This window comes from Streptomyces sp. NPDC047853 (assembly GCF_043204535.1).
In the GTDB taxonomy this organism is placed as follows: domain Bacteria; phylum Actinomycetota; class Actinomycetes; order Streptomycetales; family Streptomycetaceae; genus Streptomyces.
In genome coordinates this window covers 308,164-327,872 of sequence record NZ_JBIDCI010000006.1, presented here as the reverse complement: position 1 = coordinate 327,872, position 19,709 = coordinate 308,164, and the positions used below count along the sequence as shown (strand labels likewise).

General features: G+C 72.8%; 14 protein-coding genes. 7 read left to right on the top strand and 7 right to left on the bottom strand.

Annotation, left to right across the window (positions count from 1 at the left end; all coding sequences use genetic code 11):
* Positions 1-486: 486 nt before the first annotated feature.
* Complete coding sequence (locus ACGF5T_RS14975) at positions 487-5,442, top strand: NAD-glutamate dehydrogenase (protein WP_356612094.1); 4,956 nt, start codon at positions 487-489, stop codon at positions 5,440-5,442.
* A gap of 144 nt (positions 5,443-5,586) precedes the next feature.
* On the opposite strand, the gene ACGF5T_RS14970 is transcribed toward ACGF5T_RS14975, so the two are convergent.
* Entirely contained in the window at positions 5,587-6,336 is a 750-nt protein-coding gene (locus ACGF5T_RS14970; protein ID WP_392888019.1) for a helix-turn-helix domain-containing protein, read from the bottom strand.
* Between the two features lie 225 nt (positions 6,337-6,561).
* Here ACGF5T_RS14970 and ACGF5T_RS14965 point away from each other — a divergent pair, with 225 nt between their 5' ends.
* The 4 genes from ACGF5T_RS14965 to ACGF5T_RS14950 all read left to right on the top strand — a co-directional run bounded on the left by ACGF5T_RS14965 (position 6,562) and on the right by ACGF5T_RS14950 (position 10,713).
* Positions 6,562-7,230, top strand: a complete 669-nt coding sequence (locus ACGF5T_RS14965) for a DUF4097 family beta strand repeat-containing protein (RefSeq protein WP_366768801.1) — start codon at positions 6,562-6,564, stop codon at positions 7,228-7,230.
* A 12-nt stretch (positions 7,231-7,242) separates the two neighbouring features.
* Entirely contained in the window at positions 7,243-8,223 is a 981-nt protein-coding gene (locus ACGF5T_RS14960) for an ATP-binding cassette domain-containing protein (RefSeq protein ID WP_392888016.1), read from the top strand.
* The gene (locus ACGF5T_RS14955) at positions 8,220-9,038 is read left to right on the top strand and encodes an ABC transporter permease (protein ID WP_356612102.1); all 819 of its coding nucleotides are present in this window, start codon (positions 8,220-8,222) and stop codon (positions 9,036-9,038) included. The genes ACGF5T_RS14960 and ACGF5T_RS14955 overlap by 4 nt, the downstream gene beginning before the upstream one ends.
* A gap of 163 nt (positions 9,039-9,201) precedes the next feature.
* Positions 9,202-10,713, top strand: a complete 1,512-nt coding sequence (locus tag ACGF5T_RS14950; RefSeq protein ID WP_366768580.1) for a hypothetical protein — start codon at positions 9,202-9,204, stop codon at positions 10,711-10,713.
* Between the two features lie 84 nt (positions 10,714-10,797).
* Here the strand turns inward: ACGF5T_RS14950 and ACGF5T_RS14945 are convergent, their stop codons facing one another.
* The 4 genes from ACGF5T_RS14945 to ACGF5T_RS14930 all read right to left on the bottom strand — a co-directional run bounded on the left by ACGF5T_RS14945 (position 10,798) and on the right by ACGF5T_RS14930 (position 16,667).
* Positions 10,798-12,501, bottom strand: coding sequence for a glycosyltransferase family 2 protein (locus ACGF5T_RS14945; RefSeq protein ID WP_366768566.1), 1,704 nt, complete (start codon positions 12,499-12,501; stop codon positions 10,798-10,800).
* Entirely contained in the window at positions 12,498-14,717 is a 2,220-nt protein-coding gene (locus ACGF5T_RS14940; RefSeq protein WP_366768567.1) for a CDP-glycerol glycerophosphotransferase family protein, read from the bottom strand. The genes ACGF5T_RS14945 and ACGF5T_RS14940 overlap by 4 nt, the downstream gene beginning before the upstream one ends.
* 137 nt (positions 14,718-14,854) lie before the next feature.
* The gene (locus ACGF5T_RS14935) at positions 14,855-15,733 is read right to left on the bottom strand and encodes an ABC transporter ATP-binding protein (RefSeq protein ID WP_356612108.1); all 879 of its coding nucleotides are present in this window, start codon (positions 15,731-15,733) and stop codon (positions 14,855-14,857) included.
* The gene (locus ACGF5T_RS14930) at positions 15,726-16,667 is read right to left on the bottom strand and encodes an ABC transporter permease (protein WP_356612110.1); all 942 of its coding nucleotides are present in this window, start codon (positions 16,665-16,667) and stop codon (positions 15,726-15,728) included. The genes ACGF5T_RS14935 and ACGF5T_RS14930 overlap by 8 nt, the downstream gene beginning before the upstream one ends.
* Positions 16,668-16,846: 179 nt before the next feature.
* On the opposite strand from ACGF5T_RS14930, the gene ACGF5T_RS14925 reads away from it, so the two are divergent.
* Positions 16,847-17,476 (top strand): TetR/AcrR family transcriptional regulator, encoded by a 630-nt coding sequence (locus ACGF5T_RS14925; protein ID WP_356612112.1) that lies wholly within the window; start codon positions 16,847-16,849, stop codon positions 17,474-17,476.
* Positions 17,477-17,608: 132 nt separating this feature from the next.
* Here ACGF5T_RS14925 and galE read toward each other — a convergent pair whose 3' ends face one another.
* Positions 17,609-18,589 carry a UDP-glucose 4-epimerase GalE gene (gene galE, locus ACGF5T_RS14920; protein WP_356612114.1) on the bottom strand — a complete coding sequence of 327 codons (981 nt, stop codon included), beginning with the start codon at positions 18,587-18,589 and terminating at the stop codon, positions 17,609-17,611.
* Positions 18,590-18,663: 74 nt separating this feature from the next.
* The gene (locus ACGF5T_RS14915; RefSeq protein ID WP_356612116.1) at positions 18,664-19,134 is read right to left on the bottom strand and encodes a MarR family transcriptional regulator; all 471 of its coding nucleotides are present in this window, start codon (positions 19,132-19,134) and stop codon (positions 18,664-18,666) included.
* 143 nt (positions 19,135-19,277) lie between these two features.
* On the opposite strand from ACGF5T_RS14915, the gene ACGF5T_RS14910 reads away from it, so the two are divergent.
* Positions 19,278-19,691, top strand: a complete 414-nt coding sequence (locus ACGF5T_RS14910; RefSeq protein WP_361011196.1) for an organic hydroperoxide resistance protein — start codon at positions 19,278-19,280, stop codon at positions 19,689-19,691.
* The last annotated feature ends 18 nt before the right edge of the window (positions 19,692-19,709 follow it).

The window sequence follows — 19,709 nt, the reverse complement described above, 5'->3', positions numbered from 1 at the left end:
AGGGGCAGGGCGGGCGCAAGAGGCGGGTGTGGCCCGGTTGACCCCGTCGGGCGGCCGTATCTGTGCAGAACGTCAAAGTTCCACCCCCGCTTTTGTACACATACGGCTCGTGACGGGGGCCCCGCGAGGGGCGATAGCCTTGTGGCGTGATCAGCGCGATAGCTCGCGGGGGCACCGGCGCCCCTGCCCTGCGCCCGGTACGCACGGACGACATCCGTGTCCGGGCGGCGGTCGCTGGTCTTCGCGGGCGGGACGGGGCATCGAAGGCCCCCGGTACGCCGCCGCGCACCCCCGGGACGGTGACCGCGAGAGCGACGTCACACCCGACGGGCGCGGCGACATTGGCTGATATGCCCCCGCTCCTCTCATCTTGCGGCATAGCGTCGGACCAGACCGGACACCCCGTGTCCCGACGTCATGCCGGAAGGCAGGAGACCGTACTTCCTTCTACGTCACGCAACGGCGCGCGACAGGAGCCAGAGGACAATGCAGACCAAGCTGGACGAAGCCAAGGCCGAGTTGCTCGAAAGGGCTGCCCGGGTAGCTGAGAACAGCCCGGTCGGGGGGCACCTACCGACTGGGACGACGGACGAGGGCACCCCGGACACCCCGGGCACCCCGGCCCCGGACCACGCATCCGTGTTCGCGTTCCTCCGGCGTTACTACCGGCACACCGCCCCGGAGGACCTGACCGACCGGGACCCGGTCGACGTCTTCGGCGCCGCGGTCTCGCACTACCGGCTGGCGGAGAACCGCCCGCAGGGCACGGCGAACGTCAGGGTGCACACCCCGACGGTCGAGGAGAACGGCTGGACGTGCAGCCACTCCGTGGTCGAGGTCGTCACGGACGACATGCCCTTCCTCGTCGACTCCGTGACCAACGAGCTGACCCGCCAGGGCCGCGGCATCCACGTCGTCGTGCACCCGCTGATCGTGGTCCGCCGCGATGTCGCCGGGAAGCTCGTCGAGGTGCTCGACGGCGGCCCGTCCGACGACCTGCCGCACGACGCCCACGTCGAGTCCTGGATCCACGTCGAGATCGACCGCGAGACCGACCGCGGCGACCTGAAGCAGATCACCGCCGACCTGCTGCGCGTCCTGAACGACGTCCGCGAGACCGTCGAGGACTGGGGCAAGATGCGGGACGCGGCCGTCCGCCTCGCGGAGGGCCTTCCCGCGGAGCCCACGCCCGACGACCTCCCCCCGCGGGAGCTGGAGGAGGCCCGCGAGCTGCTGCGCTGGCTGGCCGACGACCACTTCACCTTCCTCGGCTACCGCGAGTACCAGCTGCGCGGCGACGACTCCCTGGGCGCCGTCGCCGGCACCGGCCTCGGCATCCTGCGCTCCGACCCGCACCACGCGACCGACGAGAGCCACCCGGTCAGCCCGTCCTTCGAGCGGCTCCCGGCCGACGCCCGGGCCAAGGCCCGCGAGCACCGGCTGCTCGTGCTGACCAAGGCCAACAGCCGGGCCACCGTGCACCGGCCGTCGTACCTGGACTACGTCGGCGTCAAGAAGTTCGACGAGCAGGGCAACGTCGTCGGCGAGCGGCGTTTCCTCGGTCTGTTCTCGTCCGCCGCCTACACCGAGTCCGTCCGCCGGGTGCCGGTCGTCCGGCGCAAGGTGGAGGAGGTGCTGGAGCGGGCCGGCTTCTCGCCCAACAGCCACGACGGGCGGGACCTGCTGCAGATCCTGGAGACCTACCCGCGCGACGAGATGTTCCAGATGCCCGTCGAGGAGCTGGAGCCGATCGTCACCTCGGTGCTCTACCTCCAGGAGCGGCGCCGGCTGAGGCTCTACCTGCGGCAGGACGAGTACGGGCGCTACTACTCCGCCCTCGTCTACCTCCCCCGGGACCGCTACACCACCGGGGTGCGGCTGCGGATCATCGACATCCTCAAGGAGGAGCTCGGCGGTACCAGCGTCGACTTCACCGCCTGGAACACCGAGTCGATCCTCTCCCGGCTGCACTTCGTGGTCCGCGTCCCGCAGGGCACCGAGCTGCCGGAGCTGTCCGACGCCGACAAGGAGCGCATCGAGGCCCGCCTCGTCGAGGCCGCCCGCTCCTGGGCCGACGGGTTCGCCGAGGCGCTCAATGCCGAAATGGGCGAGGAGCGCTCCGCCGAGCTGCTGCGCCACTACGGGAGCGCCTTCCCCGAGGGCTACAAGGCGGACCACGGCCCGCGCTCCGCGGTCGCCGACCTCGGGCACCTGGAGCGGCTCGACGAGGGCCGGACGTTCGCGCTGAGCCTGTACGAGCCGGTGGGCGCCGCGCCCCAGGAGCGCAGGTTCAAGATCTTCCAGAAGGGCGGCTCGGTCTCCCTGTCCGCCGTGCTGCCGGTGCTCAGCCGGCTCGGCGTCGAGGTCACCGACGAGCGGCCCTACGAGCTGCGCTGCTCGGACCGCACGACGGCCTGGATCTACGACTTCGGCCTGCGGATGCCGAAGGCGGTGGCCGGCGGCGCCGACTACCTCGGCGACGACGCGCGCGAGCGCTTCCAGGACGCCTTCGCCGCGACCTGGACCGGCCAGGCGGAGAACGACGGCTTCAACGCCCTCGTGCTCAGCGCCGGACTGACCTGGCGGCAGGCGATGGTGCTGCGCGCGTACGCCAAGTACCTGCGGCAGGCCGGTTCGACGTTCAGCCAGGACTACATGGAGGACACCCTCCGCAACAACGTCCACACCACGCGGCTGCTCGTCTCCCTGTTCGAGGCGCGGATGGCGCCGGAGCGGCAGCGTGCCGGGCGCGAGATCGTCGACGCCCTGCTCGAAGAGGTCGACGCGGCCCTCGACCAGGTGGCGAGCCTCGACGAGGACCGGATCCTGCGCTCCTTCCTCACCGTCATCAAGGCGACGCTGCGGACGAACTTCTTCCAGGAGGCGGCGGGCGGCAAGCCGCACGAGTACGTCTCCATGAAGTTCGACCCGCAGGCCATCCCGGACCTGCCCGCGCCGCGTCCGGCGTTCGAGATCTGGGTGTACTCGCCGCGGGTCGAGGGCGTGCACCTGCGTTTCGGCAAGGTCGCGCGCGGTGGTCTGCGCTGGTCGGACCGGCGGGAGGACTTCCGCACCGAGATCCTCGGCCTGGTCAAGGCGCAGATGGTGAAGAACACCGTCATCGTGCCGGTCGGCGCCAAGGGCGGCTTCGTCGCCAAGCAGCTGCCCGACCCGAGCGTCGACCGCGACGCCTGGATGGCCGAGGGCATCGCCAGCTACCGGACCTTCATCTCGGCGCTGCTGGACATCACGGACAACATGGTCGCGGGCGAGGTGGTCCCGCCCGCCGACGTCGTCCGGCACGACGAGGACGACACCTACCTCGTCGTCGCCGCCGACAAGGGCACCGCGAAGTTCTCGGACATCGCCAACGAGGTCGCCGAGTCCTACAACTTCTGGCTCGGTGACGCCTTCGCCTCCGGCGGCTCGGCGGGCTACGACCACAAGGGCATGGGCATCACCGCCCGCGGCGCCTGGGAGTCCGTCAAGCGGCACTTCCGGGAGCTGGGCGTGGACACCCAGACCCAGGACTTCACCGTCGTCGGCATCGGCGACATGTCCGGTGACGTCTTCGGCAACGGCATGCTGCTCAGCGAGCACATCCGCCTGGTCGCCGCCTTCGACCACCGCCACATCTTCCTCGACCCGACGCCGGACGCGGCGACCTCGTACGCCGAGCGCCGCCGCCTGTTCGACCTGCCGCGCTCCTCGTGGGAGGACTACGACACCGCGCTGCTCTCGGCGGGCGGCGGGATCTTCCCGCGCACGGCCAAGTCGATCCCGGTCAACGCGCACGTCCGCGAGGCCCTCGGCATCGAGTCCGGGATCACGAAGATGACCCCGGCCGACCTGATGAAGGCGATCCTCTCGGCGCCGGTCGACCTGCTGTGGAACGGCGGCATCGGCACGTACGTCAAGGCGTCCACCGAGTCCAACGGCGACGTCGGCGACAAGGGCAACGACGCCATCCGCGTCGACGGCAGGGACCTGCGGGTCCAGGTCGTCGGCGAGGGCGGCAACCTGGGCCTGACCCAGCTGGGCCGGATCGAGTTCGCGGTGCACGGCGGCCGGATCAACACCGACGCCATCGACAACAGCGCGGGCGTGGACACCTCCGACCACGAGGTGAACATCAAGATCCTGCTCAACGGTCTCGTCAAGGACGGCGACATGACCGTCAAGCAGCGCAACAAGCTGCTCGCCGAGATGACCGACGAGGTCGGCGCCCTGGTCCTGCGCAACAATTACGCGCAGAACACGGCGATCGCCAACGCCCTGGCGCAGTCCAAGGACATGCTCCACGCCCAGCAGCGCTTCATGCGCCACCTGGTCCGCGAGGGCCATCTCAACCGGGCCCTGGAGTTCCTGCCCACCGACCGCCAGATCCGCGAACGGCTGAGCGCCGGGCAGGGTCTGTCCGGCCCGGAGACGGCCGTGCTGCTGGCGTACACGAAGATCACGGTCGCCGAGGAGCTGCTGCACACCTCGCTGCCCGACGACCCGTACCTCAAGGGCCTGCTGCACGCCTACTTCCCCAAGGCGCTGCGCGAGCAGTTCCTCGACCGGATCGACGGCCACCCACTGCGCCGGGAGATCACGACGACCGTGCTGGTCAACGACACGGTCAACACGGGCGGTACGACGTACCTGCACCGGATGCGCGAGGAGACCGGCGCGTCGCTCGAGGAGATCGTGCGGGCGCAGACCGCGGCCCGGGCGATCTTCCGCTCCTCCCCGGTGTGGGACGCGGTGGAGGCTCTGGACAACACGGTCGAGGCCGGGGTCCAGACCCGCATCCGGCTGCACTCGCGCCGGCTGGTCGAGCGCGGCACCCGCTGGCTGCTCAACAACCGGCCGCAGCCGCTGGAGCTGGCCGAGACGGTGGACTTCTTCGCCGAGCGCGTCGAGCAGGTCTGGTCGCAGCTGCCGAAGCTGCTGCGCGGCGCGGACGCCGAGTGGTACCAGCACATCTACGACGAGCTGACCGCCGCCGGTGTGCCGGACGAGCCGGCGACGCGGGTGGCCGGGTTCTCCTCGGCCTTCCCGACGCTGGACATCGTGTCGGTGGCCGACCGCATGGGCAAGGAGCCGCTGGACGTCGCCGAGGTGTACTACGACCTCGCCGACCGGCTGAGCGTCACCCAGCTCATGGACCGGATCAGCGACCTGCCGCGCAACGACCGCTGGCAGTCCATGGCCCGCGCGGCGATCCGCGAGGACCTGTACGCGGCGCACGCGGCACTGACCGCGGACGTGCTGGCGGTGGGCAACGGCACGTCGACGCCCGAGCAGCGGTTCAAGGCGTGGGAGCAGAAGAACGCGGCGATCCTCGGCCGGGCCCGCACCACGCTGGAGGAGATCCACGGCTCGGACGCCTTCGACCTGTCCAACCTGTCGGTCGCGATGCGGACGATGCGGACGCTGCTGCGCACGCACTCCTGACGGCGTGACCGTCTGAACGGAACGCTGTCCGACGGTATGACCGTCCGAACGGTATGACCGTCCGAGGTGCCCCGGGCCGTCACGGCCCGGGGCACCTTCGCGTCGCAAGGGGGCTCGCCGGGAGCCCGCACCGGCCTCGCCCGGCTAGGCGCGACCGGTGCCCGCCGGGTCGGCGGCGTCCCGGGGCGGCTCGGAGTAGAGGACCTCCCGGGCCTGCTCCGCGGCGCGCGCGATGCTCTCGCCGACGAACTCCATGAAGCGGGCGACGTTCTCCAGCCGGGCGGCGGCGGGGCTGCCGGGGCCGAGCAGGTCGACACCCCGGCGTGCCATCTCGGCGAACTGGGTGTTGTTCCGGGCGCTGGCGATCATCGCGTCGTACCAGACGCCGTTGTCCACGGTGTAGTGCTCGCGGCGGCGCTCGTCGCGTTCCCGGCCTATGAGGCCCTGGGCCTCCAGGAAGGCGACCGCCTTGGAGACGGAGGCCGGGCTGATCTCCAGACGCTGGACCAGTTCGGCGGCGGTGAGGCTGCCGGCGTCGGTGGTGAGCAGGCAGGTCAGCACGCGGGCCGTCATCCTGGGCAGGCCCGACTGCATGAAGTGGACGGTGAACGTCTCCTCGTACTCCCGCACCGCCTCGGCGTCCCGCCCGGGGGCCTGCGGGGCGTCCTTCGGTCCGCGCGGAGCCGCCTGCCTGCGCCGGTGGGCGCGCCGCTCGGTGGCGTGGTGGGCGAGGTCGGCGCGGTAGGCGGTCGGGCCGCCGTTGCGCATCACCTCGCGCGTGACCGTCGACGTGGGGCGGTCGAGGCCTCTGGCGATCTCCGCGTAGGCGAGCCCGTCGGCCAGTCCCAGCGCGATCTGCCGCCGTTCCTGCTGGGTGAGTCTGCCTCCCGGCACCGGGGGCCTCCCTTCCTCTTCCTCAACTCCCCCAGCATAGCGTTCAGTTTCGTTCTATTGCAACGAGGGTGGAGGTGATGTTGCGTTAGATATTGGCCGGTTGCAACGATTAAAGGCGACTGACCTGCAAGGAAGCAAGTCGAATGCAACAAGGGTGTTGAGTGATCCGTGAACGCAACGTAGCGTTCGTGATGTCAGAAAGCAGCGAGCGACCAGGAGAACACCATGCCGAAGTTCGACACCACCGCCCCCGTCTCCGCCGTTCTCGACATCCCCGCGGGACACATCCGGTTCATCGCCGCGGACCGTGCCGACACCACCGTCGAGATCCTCCCGGCGAACGCCGCCAAGGGCAGCGACGTGAAGGCGGCCGAGCGGATCACCGTCGAGTACCGCGACGGCGTCCTGCGGATCGAGGCCGCACCGGAGAGGAACCGGCTCCTCGGCGACTGCGGCGCCGTCGAGGTGACCGTCCAGCTGCCCACCGGCTCACGGGTCGAGGCGAAGGCGGCCGGCGGGGAGTTCCGGGGCGTCGGCCGGTTCGGCGACGTGACCTTCGAACTGGCGCAGGGCTCGGTCAAGCTCGACGAGGCCGAGAGCGCCCGCGTCACCCTCCTCGACGGCGACGTCTCGGTCCGCCGGCTGCGCGGTGCCGCGCGGATCAGCACCCAGAAGGGCGACATCACCGTCGCCGAGGCCATGGGGGGCGAGGTCGTGCTGCGCACCGAGTCCGGTGACGTGTCCGTGGTCGCCGCCCGCGGCGTCTGCGCCGCCCTGGACGCCGGCACCGGCTACGGCCGGATCGACAACGCGCTGCGCAACACCGACGGCACCGCCGACCTGACCATCCACGCGACCACCGCGTACGGCGACATCGCCGCCCGCAGCCTCTGAGGAGTCCCCACCATGACCCACCTGGCGATCGCGGCGAACGGGCTGCGCAAGTCGTACGGCGACAAGACCGTGCTCGACGGCATCGACCTGGCCGTCCCCGAAGGGACGATCTTCTCCCTGCTCGGCCCGAACGGCGCCGGCAAGACCACCGCCGTGAAGATCCTCTCCACCCTCGTCTCCGCCGACCCGGGCACCGGCGGCATCCACATCGGGGGCCACGACCTGGCCGTCGATCCCCAGGCGGTGCGGGCCGCGATCGGGGTCACCGGGCAGTTCTCCGCGGTGGACGGCCTGATCACCGGTGAGGAGAACATGCTCCTCATGGCCGACCTGCACCACCTGTCCAGGGCGGAGGGGCGCCGGGTCGCCGCCGAGCTGCTGGAGCGGTTCGACCTGACGGAGGCGGCGAAGAAGCCGGCCTCCACCTACTCCGGCGGCATGAAGCGCCGCCTGGACATCGCGATGACCCTGGTCGGGGGCCCGCGGATCATCTTCCTCGACGAGCCGACCACCGGCCTGGACCCGCGCAGCCGCCACACCATGTGGGGCATCATCCGCGAGCTGGTCACGGGCGGGGTGACGGTCTTCCTCACCACCCAGTACCTGGAGGAGGCCGACCAGCTCGCCGACCGCATCGCCGTGCTCCACGACGGCGGGATCGTCGCCGAGGGCACCGCCGAGGAGCTCAAGCGGCTCGTCCCCGGCGGTCACGTGCGGCTGCGCTTCACCGACCCCGCCGCCTACCGGAGCGCCGCCCTCGCCCTCGGCGAGGTCACCCGCGACGACGAGGCGCTCGCCCTGCAACTCCGCAACGACGGCAGCCAGCGCGCCCTGCGCGCCGTCCTCGACCGGCTCGACGCGGCCGGTGTCGAGGCCGACGAGCTGACCGTGCACACCCCCGACCTGGACGACGTGTTCTTCGCCCTGACGGACACCGCCGCACGACCCGGCCCGCCCGGCGTCCCCGACCAGCCCAAGGAGACCGCACGATGAGCACCCCCACCGCTCCCGCCCGACCGAGCCGGATGTCCCTCGCCGTGCGCGACTCGTCCACGATGCTGCGCCGCAACCTCCTGCACGCCCGGCGCTATCCGTCCCTCACCCTGAATCTGCTGCTCACGCCGATCATGCTGTTGCTGCTCTTCGTGTACATCTTCGGAGACACGATGAGCGCGGGCATCGGCGGCGGCGGCCCGGACCGCTCCGCGTACATCGCGTACGTCGTCCCGGGCCTGCTGCTGATGACCATCGGCAGCACCGTGATCGGCACCGCGGTCTCCGTGGCCGGCGACATGAACGAGGGCATCATCGCCCGCTTCCGCACCATGGCGATCCACCGCCCCTCGGTGCTCGTCGGACATGTGGTCGGCAGCGTGCTGCAGTCGGTCCTGAGTGTGGTCCTCGTGGGGATCGTGGGCGTGGCCATCGGCTTCCGCTCCACGGACGCCACCGCCCTGGAGTGGCTCGCGGCCTTCGGACTGCTCGTGCTCTTCGCCACGGCGCTCACCTGGATCGCGGTCGGCATGGGCCTGGTCAGCCCGAACGTCGAGGCGGCCAGCAACAACGCGATGCCGCTGATCCTGCTGCCGCTGCTGTCCAGCGCCTTCACCCCGGTCGACTCCATGCCCGGCTGGTTCCAGCCGGTCGCCGAGTACCAGCCCTTCACGCCGGCCATCGAGACCCTGCGGGGCCTGCTGCTCGGCGGGGAGATCGGCCACAACGGCTGGCTCGCCGTCGCCTGGTGCGTGGGCCTCACGGTCCTCGGCTACTTCTGGTCGACCACGACGTTCAACCGCGACCCGAAGTAGCCGGCATGCCGGCGCGGGCCCACCCGCAACGCGTTCCGCCCCCGGGGCGGCGTCCTCCGACACCGAGTCGGCAGACGCCGCCCCGTTCCGCGTGGACGTCCCGCGCGCACGGTGTCCCCGCACTCGGCCGAGAACGGGACATTACGGATAAAGTGACGGCGTGATGGAGCGCCCCGGGACGACGCGTGCCGTACCGCCACGCACGGTCGCCGCCCCAGGAGCCGCCACCGCCGGCGCGGTCGCCGCCCTCCTCCTGCTGCTGCTCCTGGTGGTCGTCCGGCTGCCCTGGGCCGGTGACCTGGGCATGCACGCGGCCACCCTGCAACGCCTGCGGCACAGCCTGCTCGACCCCGGCAATCCCCTGGTCGACGCGGACACCCCGAGCCCGTACTACTCGCCCTGGACGGTGCTGCTGGGCTGCGTGGCGCGGGTGACCGGGTTCTCCGTCTTCGTCGTGCTGCGGCTCGGGGCGCTGGTGGCGCTGGGGCTGCTGGCGACCGGGGTGTGGCGGTACGTCCGCACGCTGAGCGCCCGCCCGGCCGCACCGCCGCTCGCGCTGCTGTGCCTGGTGCTGCTGTGGGGGACGTCCCAGTTCGGCTGGAGCGGCTTCCTCGGGCTCACCTCCCTCGCCCTGACGGTGTCGTACCCGAGCGTCCTCGCGCTCGGCCTCGCCTTCCACCTCTGGGCCTGGCTGGCCCGGGCCGTGCGGGGGAGCGGGGAGCGGCCGGCGGGGTGGGGGGTCCTGGCCGGGCTCGGGGTGCTGTGGGCGGTGGTCCTGCTGGTGCACCAGTTCTCCGGGATCGTCGCCTCCCTGGGCGCCCTCGCCGTCGTGGGGGCGGCGCGGGCCGGGTGGAGGGTGTGGGGGCGGCTGGGCGTGGGGCTGCTGGTGGGGGCGGTGGTGCTGTGGCTCTGGCCGTACTACGACTTCTACGCGCTGCTCGGTGCCGGTGACGGGATGGACGCGGTGCACCGGTCGCTGTACCGGGACCTGTTCGGGCGGTACTGGCTGGTTCTGCTGGGGGTGGCGGCGCTGGGGATGCGGTGGCGGCGCGACCGGCGGGACCCCCTGGTGCTGTTCTTCCTGCTGGGCGCGGTCGTGTTCGCGGCGGGCGGGGTGAGCGGGCACTGGTCCTGGGGACGGGTGCTGCCCGCCGCGCTGATCCCGGCGCAGGTCGCGGTGGCGCTCGAGGCGGTGGAGCCGGGGCGGCGGGCGGTGCGGGCCGGGTGGGCGTGGGTGCTGGCCGCGGCGCTGGCGGTGGGGGCCTGGGGGCAGGCGGGGACGCTCGCGTACGTGGTCGACCGGGAGACCCTGCCGGGCGCGGTGGCGGGGAAGGCCCCGGAACCGTGGCCGGGATACCACTGGATCACGCCGTGGGTGGGCTACGGGGACGTGGTCATGGCGCGGCGGCTCCCGGCGCGGCAGATCCCGGCGTACGGGGCGTACACGGTGGCTCCCGGCTATCCCGACTTCTTCCTGCGGGACGAGGACACCCGGGCGGCGGCGGTGCGGACGTACTTCGCGCGGGACACGGCGGCGGGGACGCGGCGCGACATCGTGCGGGAGTACGGCGTGCGCTGGGTGGTGGACCGGGGCGCGGGGCTCCGCGGGGCCGAGGGACTGCGGGTGGTGGCCCGGGGGCCGGGCGGGCAGGTGCTGTACGCGGTGGCGGACTGAACGGCGGTTCGGCCGGGCACGCGGGGAGCGCGACGAGTACCCCGCCCGCCCCGGCGCTCTCGGCCGTGCCGGCGGTGCGGGAGGTCAGCGCAGGACCGCGGCCGCCATGCGGGCCGCCCGTTTCACGCGGGGCGTGGCCAGGCGGCGCACGGCCGGTCGGACGACGGCAGCCGTGCTGCCCACGGGCTGCCAGCGGATCTGCAGGCGGCCAGGGTCGTGACCCTCCGGTTCCGCGGTGACCCGGTGGGGGGTGGTGCCCCCGTGGTACGGGACGCGGGCGGTCAGGGGCGGGAAGGACAGCGGAGCCAGGAGCACGCCCGTGTGGGTCCGGCCCTGGCCGCGGAGGCGGAGCACGGGGTGGCGGACGCCCTCGAAGCCCTGCACGGGCAGGCGCGCCGACGCCAGGTCCAGGCGCACCCGGCCCTCGAAGACACCGGGGCGGACGGGGGAGAGGCGGAAGGCGACCGTGAGCCGGCGGCGCCCGGGGGCGAGGTGGAGGGTGGCGCGCTGGGGGCCGACCGGGAGGCGCAGGGCGGGATCGTAGGTGCGGACCGTCAGGTCGACCGAGGCTCCGGGCCCCCGCGCGATCTCGGTGATCTCGTGGCGGAACAGGGCGGTGAAGAACGGACGGGTGTCCAGGTCCAGGTCCGTCAGGTCCAGTTCGCCGCGGGCCGGTTCGGAGCGGGGGACCTCCCCGCCCCAGTAGGTGCGGCCGTCCGCCGGGTCCGTAATGGTCCGGCGCGGGGCGACGTCGTGGCCGAGGCCGCGGGCCGCCTCCCGGACGTCGTCGAGGCGGCGGTCGCGGACCAGCTGGAGCACGACGCGTTCGGCGCGGGGCAGGCGGGCGAAGGCGCCCGGGGCCAGGGTGTCGAGGTACGGGGCCATGAGGTCCGCGAAGGACGCCAGCCACGCGTCGTCCCGGTACGGCAGGTCACCGGCGTACATCCGGAAGTCGTGCTTGAGGAACTTGAAGTCCTTGTCCTCGCGCAGCGACCCGTGCCCGCTCCCGGCCAGGAACGCGTCGATCAGGCGCTGCACGTGCACACGGTCCCGGACGTTGCTCAGCTTGTGCCGCTGGTTGGAGATGGAGGCGGCCTCGGAGGCGGCGTACGGGGCGACGTACCAGCGGTAGACCGGGTCCGGGACGACGGTGAACGCCCTGGCCAGGCAGTACGCCTGCGCGGAGAAGAGCTGGTCCTCGTAGTGGATGCCCTCCGGGAAGCGCAGGCCGTGCCGGTCGAGGAAGGCCCGGGCGTACATCTTGCTGGTGGCCAGGTGCTCGAAGAGCAGCCGCGGGTCGGCCTCGATGCCGTCGAGCGTGCGGCGCTCGGCGACCAGGTGCGGCATCCACGTCGTACGGCGCCCGTTGTCCACGCGCACCCGGTGCACCGCGCCCATCGCGAAGTCGAGGTCGCGTTCCCGGTGGGCGGCGAGCAGCACCTCGACGGCGCGCTCGGGCAGCTCGTCGTCGCTGTCCAGGAACATCAGGTACGGCGCCCGCGCGATCTCCAGGGCGCGGTTGCGCGGCGCGCTGCAGCCGCCGCTGTTCTCGGGCAGGCGGAGGTACACGACGCGGGGGTCGCGTGCCGCCAGCCGTCGCGCCACGTCGGGGGTCGCGTCCGTCGAGTGGTCGTCGCTGATGACGACCTCGATGTCGGTGTGGGTCTGGCGCAGGACGGACGCGACCGCGCGGGGCAGGCGTTCGGCGTCGTTGTGGACGATGACCGTGACGGTGACGTCCGGCGTGGTCACGGCCGTGCTCCTGGCCGGGCTCTGGACCGTGGTCATGACGCGGTCGCCTCCTCGGGGCTCGGGGCCGGGGTGCGCTCCTCGATCGGCAGTACGGGCGGCAGCGTCCGCTCGTCCTCCCCGAGGAAGACCCGGCGGACGACGCGCTCGGCGGCGCGGCCGTCGTCGTACTCGCAGAACCGGCGCCGGAAGGCGGTCCGCGTCTTCGTCGCGCGCTCGTCGTGCCAGGCGTCCGTGGTGAGGATGTCCGCCAGCTCCCGCTGGGTGCGGGCGACCGGGCCCGGGGCCTCGGCCGTCAGGTCGAAGTAGACGCCGCGGGTGGTGCGGTACGTCTCCCAGTCGTCGGCGTGGATCACGATCGGGCGGTCGAGGTTGGCGTAGTCGAACATGATCGACGAGTAGTCCGTCACCAGCGCGTCGGCCGCCAGGCACAGCTCCTCGACGGGGTCGTAGGAGGAGACGTCGATGATCCGGCCGGCGCGGCGCAGACCGGCCAGCGGGGAGGAGGGGGAGGCGGCGGTCTCGTAGAAGTAGTGGGCCCGCACCAGCAGGATCGTTTCTTCGCCGAGTTGGTCGGCGAGCGCGGCGAGGTCCAGGCGCGGCGTCCAGCCGGCCTCGTAGTCGCGGTGGGTCGGCGCGTACAGCACCGCCCGGCGGCCGGGCGCGATGCCGAGGCGCTCGCGGACCGCCCGGACCTCGGCGGCACCGGCGCGGTAGTAGACGTCGTTGCGCGGATAGCCGTGGTCGAGGGAGACGTGCCGGGAGGGGTACGCCCGCTGCCACATGCGGGTCGAGTGGCTGTTGGCGGAGACGCTGAAGTCCCACTTGTCGACGCGCTCCAGCAGCGCCTGGAAGTCCAGGCCCCGGGCGGCGGCCGGGTACGGCAGCTGGTCCAGGCCCATGCGCTTGAGCGGGGTGCCGTGGTGGGTCTGGAGGTGGACGGTGCCGGGGCGTTTGACGACCGCGTCCGGGAAGTTGACGTTGTTGACCAGGTACTTGGCCCGCGCCAGCACCTCCCAGTAGCGGCGGGTGCCGGGCACGACGTGGTCGGTGCCGGGCGGCAGCAGGGCGGCGCCCGCCGCGGTGACCACCCACACCGGGTGGACACCGGGGGCGAGCCGGGCCAGCTCGGCGGCTATCGCGGCCGGGTTGCAGGCCACGCCGCGGGCCCAGTACGCGGAGAAGACGGCGAGGTGGGGATCGACCGGCTCGGCCAGCGCCCGGCGGTACTGGGCCGTGCGCAGCAGCGTGCCGGCCCGGCGCCTGCCGGTGCGGACGGCGGAACGCACCCTGCGGCGCGTGCGGTTGGCGGCCTGGAGCGCGCGGTACTCCGTGCAGGCGTCCTCCTCCAGCAGCGACCGGCGCAGGCCTTCGAGGCCGGGCGGTCGCCGGTGGCCGTCGGGGCGGCGGTGCCGGGCGGCCAGGGAGGCCCGCCGGAAGAACTCCCGCGCGACGTCGTCCGGCATGCCGGCGCGGGCGAAGGTGCGCAGGCAGTCGCCGACCATCAGGTCGTACAGGACGGCGTAGGCGGCCGGGCGGTCGGCGGCCAGGTCCAGGAGGCTCTCGTAGCGCTCGACCAGCGCGTGCCGCCGCTCGGGCGGGACGGGGGGCAGGCTCTCGCGGCGCAGCGCGCGGACCTCGTAGGCGGCGTGGGAAAGGCACGCGACGCGGTCGGCGAGCAGCAGGGCCGCCTGCGCGGCGAACGGCTCGTCGTCGGTGGTGAGGAGCCGTTCGTGGTCCCGCCAGAAGGCGGCGCGCACGGCGCGGTTGCCGAGCAGCGGGGCCAGCCCGAGCAGCGCCGCGCGGTCGTCGAGGGCCAGGGCGGCGCCGCCCGCCCGGGCGAGGCGGGGGCCGTCGGGGGAGGGCAGGCCGGTGGTCCGCCAGGTGCTGCGGACATGGTCGAAGAGCAGGACGTCCACGGTGTCCGGGAGGCTCGCCGCGTGGTCGGCGATGGTGCGCGGGGCGCCGGCGGGCAGTCCGTCCTTGGCGTGGACGAAGTGCAGCCACCGGCCGGAGGCCCGCGCCGCCCCCGCCGCGCGGGCCGCGGCGTCACCGGCCCCGTCCGGCAGCGGAAGCACGGTGAACGCGGGCGCGTGCTCCTCGGCCGCCTCCCGGGCCCAGTCCCCGACGGCGGCGACGATCACCTCGACGCCGCCGTCGGGCGGCTGGGCGGCCAGGGGGCCGAGGAGCGCGGGCAGGTGGTCCTGGACGTTGGGACCGTACACGACGACGCTGAGTTCGGGGGTCTCGGGCATCGCGGGGACTCCTTCGCCTTCGTCGCTCCCAGCCTGCTCCTGGCTGCTCGGCCTATTGGGTCATAGTGGCACCAAACGGGCGACAGGGTGAGTCGGGAGTGCGCCTGACGGGCGAAGGGTGACCGGCGCCGGGACGTTCAGGCGGCCGTCTTCGCCCCCGGTGCCGGCTTCGGTGCCGCCTCGGGTGCGGGCTTGGGCTTCGCCGCCCTGTCCGGGCCGCCGGTGAACTTCTCGTACTCCTTCAGCACCTCGTCCGTCGGGCCGTCCATCCGCAGCTCGCCGCGCTCCAGCCACAGCACCCGGTCGCAGGTGTCGCGGATGGACTTGTTGCTGTGGCTGACCAGGAACACCGTGCCGGCGTGCTTGCGCAGCTCCCGGATGCGTTCCTCGGAGCGCTTCTGGAAGGCGCGGTCGCCGGTGGCCAGGGCCTCGTCGACGAGGAGGACGTCGTGGTCCTTGGCGGCGGCGATGGAGAACCGCAGCCGGGCCGCCATGCCGGAGGAGTACGTGCGCATCGGCAGGGTGATGAAGTCGCCCTTGTCGTTGATCCCGGAGAAGTCGACGATCTCCTGGTACCGCTCCCTGATCTGGGCCCGGGACATGCCCATCGCCAGACCGCCGAGGTAGACGTTGCGCTCGCCGGTGAGGTCGTTCATCAGGGCCGCGTTGACGCCGAGGAGCGAGGGCTGGCCGTCGGTGTGGATGCGGCCGTTCTCCACCGGGAGCAGCCCGGCGACCGCCTTGAGCAGCGTCGACTTGCCGGAGCCGTTGGTGCCGATCAGGCCGATGGCCTCGCCCCGGTACGCCACGAAGGACACGTTCCGCACGGCGTGCACCCGGCGCACGCCCGCGGCCTTCTCGGCCTTCCCGCGGCGCAGGATGCGGTTGAGGGCGGCGGTCGCGGAGCCGCGGCCCGCGCCGGTGCCGTTGACCCGGTAGACGATGTCGACGCCGTCGGCGATGACGGTGGGGACGCGCTCGCCCGCCTGCTCGGTGATGCCGGTGTTGTCAGCCACGACCGTACGTCTCCTCGGCCTTCCAGAAGTAGATGAAGCCGCCGATCCCGGCGACCAGGGCCCAGCCCAGGGCCAGCGCCCACACGTGGTCCGGCAGCATGCCGCCGCCGAAGCTGTCGATCAGCGCGAAGCGCATCAGGTCGATGTAGACGACGGCCGGGTTGACCTGGAGGAGCGGCCCGACCCACGAGGGCAGGCCGCTGTCCGGGCCGGTCATGTGATGGATGCTGAACATCACGCCCGAGCCGTACATCCAGGTCCGCAGCAGGAACGGCATCAGCTGCGCCATGTCCGGGATCTTGGAACCGACCCGGGCCATGACCAGCGCCACGCCCGCGTTGAACACGAACTGCAGCACCAGCGCGGGGACCGCGAGCACCCAGGACGCGGCGGGCGGCACGCCGAAGGCGAGCAGGATCACGACCAGGGCCGCCATCGAGAACAGCAGTTGCTGGAGCTGCTGGAGGCAGAAGGAGACCGGCAGCGCCGCCCGCGGGAAGTGCAGGGCGCGCACCAGGCCGAGGTTGCCGGAGACGGCCTTGGTGCCCGCCATGATCGAGCTCTGCGTGAACGTCCACACGAACACGCCGGTCACCAGGAACGGGACGAAGTCCTCCACGCCCTGCCTGGTGTCCATCAGGACGCCGAAGATGAAGTAGTACACCGCCGCGTTGAGCAGGGGCGTCATCACCTGCCAGAGCTGGCCCAGCTTGGCCTGGCTGTACTGGGCGGTGAGTTTGGCGGTGGCGAAGGCGGTGATGAAGTGCCGGCGCGCCCACAACTGGCGGACGTACTGGGGCAGTGAGGGGCGGGCGCCGCTGACCGACAGACCGTGGCGGGCGGCGAGGGCCGCGAGGTCGTGGTCGCCGGTGGGCGCGGCCGGCGCCGGTGCGGGGGCCGGTGTCGGGGGCGGTGTGTCGAGGGCCTGGCTCACATCCGCTGCTTTCGCTCGGAGGGGGAGAGGGGGCGGCGCCCGGCGTTCACCCGAGTGACCTCGTGCGTTCACTTACGTCGGGACGGGACCGTATCGTCGTGACGTGAGCGTAGGGCGTGGCGGCGTCGGAACGCAACCGTTCCGTCGTGACGCCCGCATCGCCCCTATGCTTGGCTCGCATGACGACCAACGCCGACGAGCCGCAGCCGCGCCCGGGCCGCCGCCGGGCCCCCGCCGGGGCGGCGGTGCTGCGCGAGGACGTGACGGAGGCGATCCGGGCGGCGGTCTTCGAGGAGCTGGCGGCGGTCGGCTACGCGCGGATGTCCATCGAGGGGATCGCGCGCCGCGCGGGGGTCGGCAAGACGGCGGTGTACCGGCGCTGGCGCTCCAAGCTGCACCTGGTGCTCGACATCGTCTCCGCGCTCGCCGTCCAGGGCCTGCCCGCGCCCGACACCGGGTCGCTGGAGGGCGACCTGCGGCTGCTGTACGAGGTGACCTCGCGGGCGCTGCGCCACCCGGTGGCCTCGCAGATCATCCCCGACCTCCAGGCGGAGGCGGCCCGCAATCCCGACATCGCCGAGGCGCTGCGGAAGGCCCTGCGGGAGGGGCAGGACGGCGTCGCCAGCAGGATCCTCGCCGCCGCCGGGGAGCGCGGCGAGGTCGGCCCCGGCCTCGACACCGACCTGGCCCTCGACCTGATCTCGGGCCCGCTGTACTGGCGCTCGGTGGTCATCCGCAGCCCCAAGCTGCCCAAGGGCTACCTGGGCGCGCTGGCGCGGGCCACGGCGGAGGGCCTCAAGGCGCTGTGAGCGCGGTCGCCTCCGGATGAAGCCCCGCTCCGGGCCGGGGTGCGGGGGGACCGGCCGGGGAGGTCCGTCCGGGCCGTGAAGGGCGCCCGGGGTGGGCCCGGGTGCCGCACGGTCGGGGTGGCCGGACCGAGATCAGTCCCGCGCGGCCCCCGGATGCAGCCGCACCCAGCCCGCCCACGCCGACGTGATCATGTCCTCGACGTCGTGCTTGGCCTTCCAGTCCAGCTCGACCGCGGCGCGGTCGGCCGAGGCGACGACCCGGGCCGGGTCGCCGGGGCGGCGCGGGGTGACCGTCGGGGGCTGGTCGTGGCCGGTGAGGGCGTTGATGCGGTCGATCATCTCGCGGACGGAGACGCCCTCGCCCCGCCCGATGTTGAGGGTGAGGGGGCGGCCCGGGGAGGCGGCCAGGGCGCGGGCCGCCGCGACGTGGGCCTCGGCCAGGTCGACCACGTGGATGTAGTCGCGGACGCAGGTGCCGTCCGGCGTCGCGTAGTCGTCGCCGAAGACGCGCGGGGCGGCGCCCTCGGTGAGCTTCTCGAAGACCATCGGGACGAGGTTGTAGACACCGGTGTCGGCGAGTTCCGGGCTCGCCGCGCCCGCCACGTTGAAGTAGCGCAGCGAGGCCGTGGACAGGCCCGCCGCCCGCCCGGTCGCCCGGACCAGCCACTCACCCGCCAGCTTGGTCTCGCCGTACGGGGAGAGGGGCAGGCACGGCGTCTCCTCCGTCACCAGGTCGACGTCGGGCATGCCGTACACGGCCGCGGAGGAGGAGAAGACGAACGACGCGACACCGGCCGCCGTGACCGCCTCCAGCAGGACGCGCAGCCCCTCCACGTTCTCCCGGTAGTAGTGCAGCGGCAGGTCCACCGACTCGCCGACCTGCTTCTTCGCCGCGAGGTGCACGACCCCGGTGACGGAGTGGTCGGTGAGGGCGCGCGCGACCCGCTCGCCGTCCAGGACCGAGCCCACCACCAGGGGGACGCCGTCGGGCACGCGCTCGGCGATGCCGGTGGACAGGTCGTCGTACACGACCGCCCGCTCGCCCGCCTCGGTCATCGCCCGTACGACGTGCGCCCCGATGTAGCCGGCGCCGCCGGTGATCAGCCAGGTCATTGCGGCCGTCCCCTCGTCAGTGGTCCTGGGTAGCCATGATCCGTCATCCCGGGAGCCGGTGGTCACCGCACCCGTCAGGACGAGGCCGGGGGCGACCCGGCGCCGTACGCGTCCAGAGCGGCCGTGAGCCGGTTCAGCCGGGCGCCCAGGTCCTGGATCTCGGCGAGGTCCAGGCCGGTCGCCCCGGCGATCCGGCGCGGCACCTCGCCGGCCCGCTCGCGCAGCGCCACGCCCTGCGCGGTCAGCCCGACCTCCACCGACCGCTCGTCGCGCGCGCTGCGCTCCCGCCGGACCAGTCCGGCCGCCTCCAGCCGCTTGAGCAGGGGTGACAGCGTGCCGGAGTCGAGCCGCAGCCGCTCGCCGAGCTTCTTCACCGGCAGCTCCCCGTCCTCCCACAGCACCAGCATCACCAGGTACTGCGGGTAGGTGAGCCCGAGGTCCTTGAGGACCACGCGGTAGACGCCGTTGAAGGCGCGCGAGGCGGCGTTGAGCGAGAAGCAGATCTGCTGGTCGAGGCGGAGCCAGTCCGTTGCGGGCGTGGTCATGCCTCCAGGGTAGCGGGACCGAGATTGCGCGTCACTCAGTTGTGCACAACTTAATTGTGTGCCACAGTTGGTGTCGTCAGGGCGCCGGGAGGCCGGCCGCCCGGCACGCTTCTCGCCAGATCTCTTCAGAGGGAAGGTTCCCCATGGACGCGCTCTACACCGCCGCCGCCACCGCCACCCACGGCCGCGACGGCCGCGCCGTCAGCTCCGACGGCAAGCTCGACCTCGCGCTCAGCGCCCCCGCCGAGCTGGGCGGCGACGGCAAGGGCACCAACCCCGAGCAGCTGTTCGCCGCCGGGTACGCCGCCTGCTTCGGCAGCGCCCTCGGCGTCGTCGGCCGGCAGGCGAAGGTCGACGTCAGCGAGGCGGCGGTGACCGCCGAGGTCGGCATCGGCAAGCAGGGCGAGGGCTTCGCGCTCGCCGTCACCCTCCGGGTCGAGCTGCCCGAGGGCGTGGACGAGGAGACCGGCCGCAAGCTGGTCGAGCAGGCCCACCAGGTCTGCCCCTACTCCAACGCCACCCGCGGCAACATCCCGGTCGAGCTCGTCATCGAGTAGAGCCCCCCGGCCCCCCGG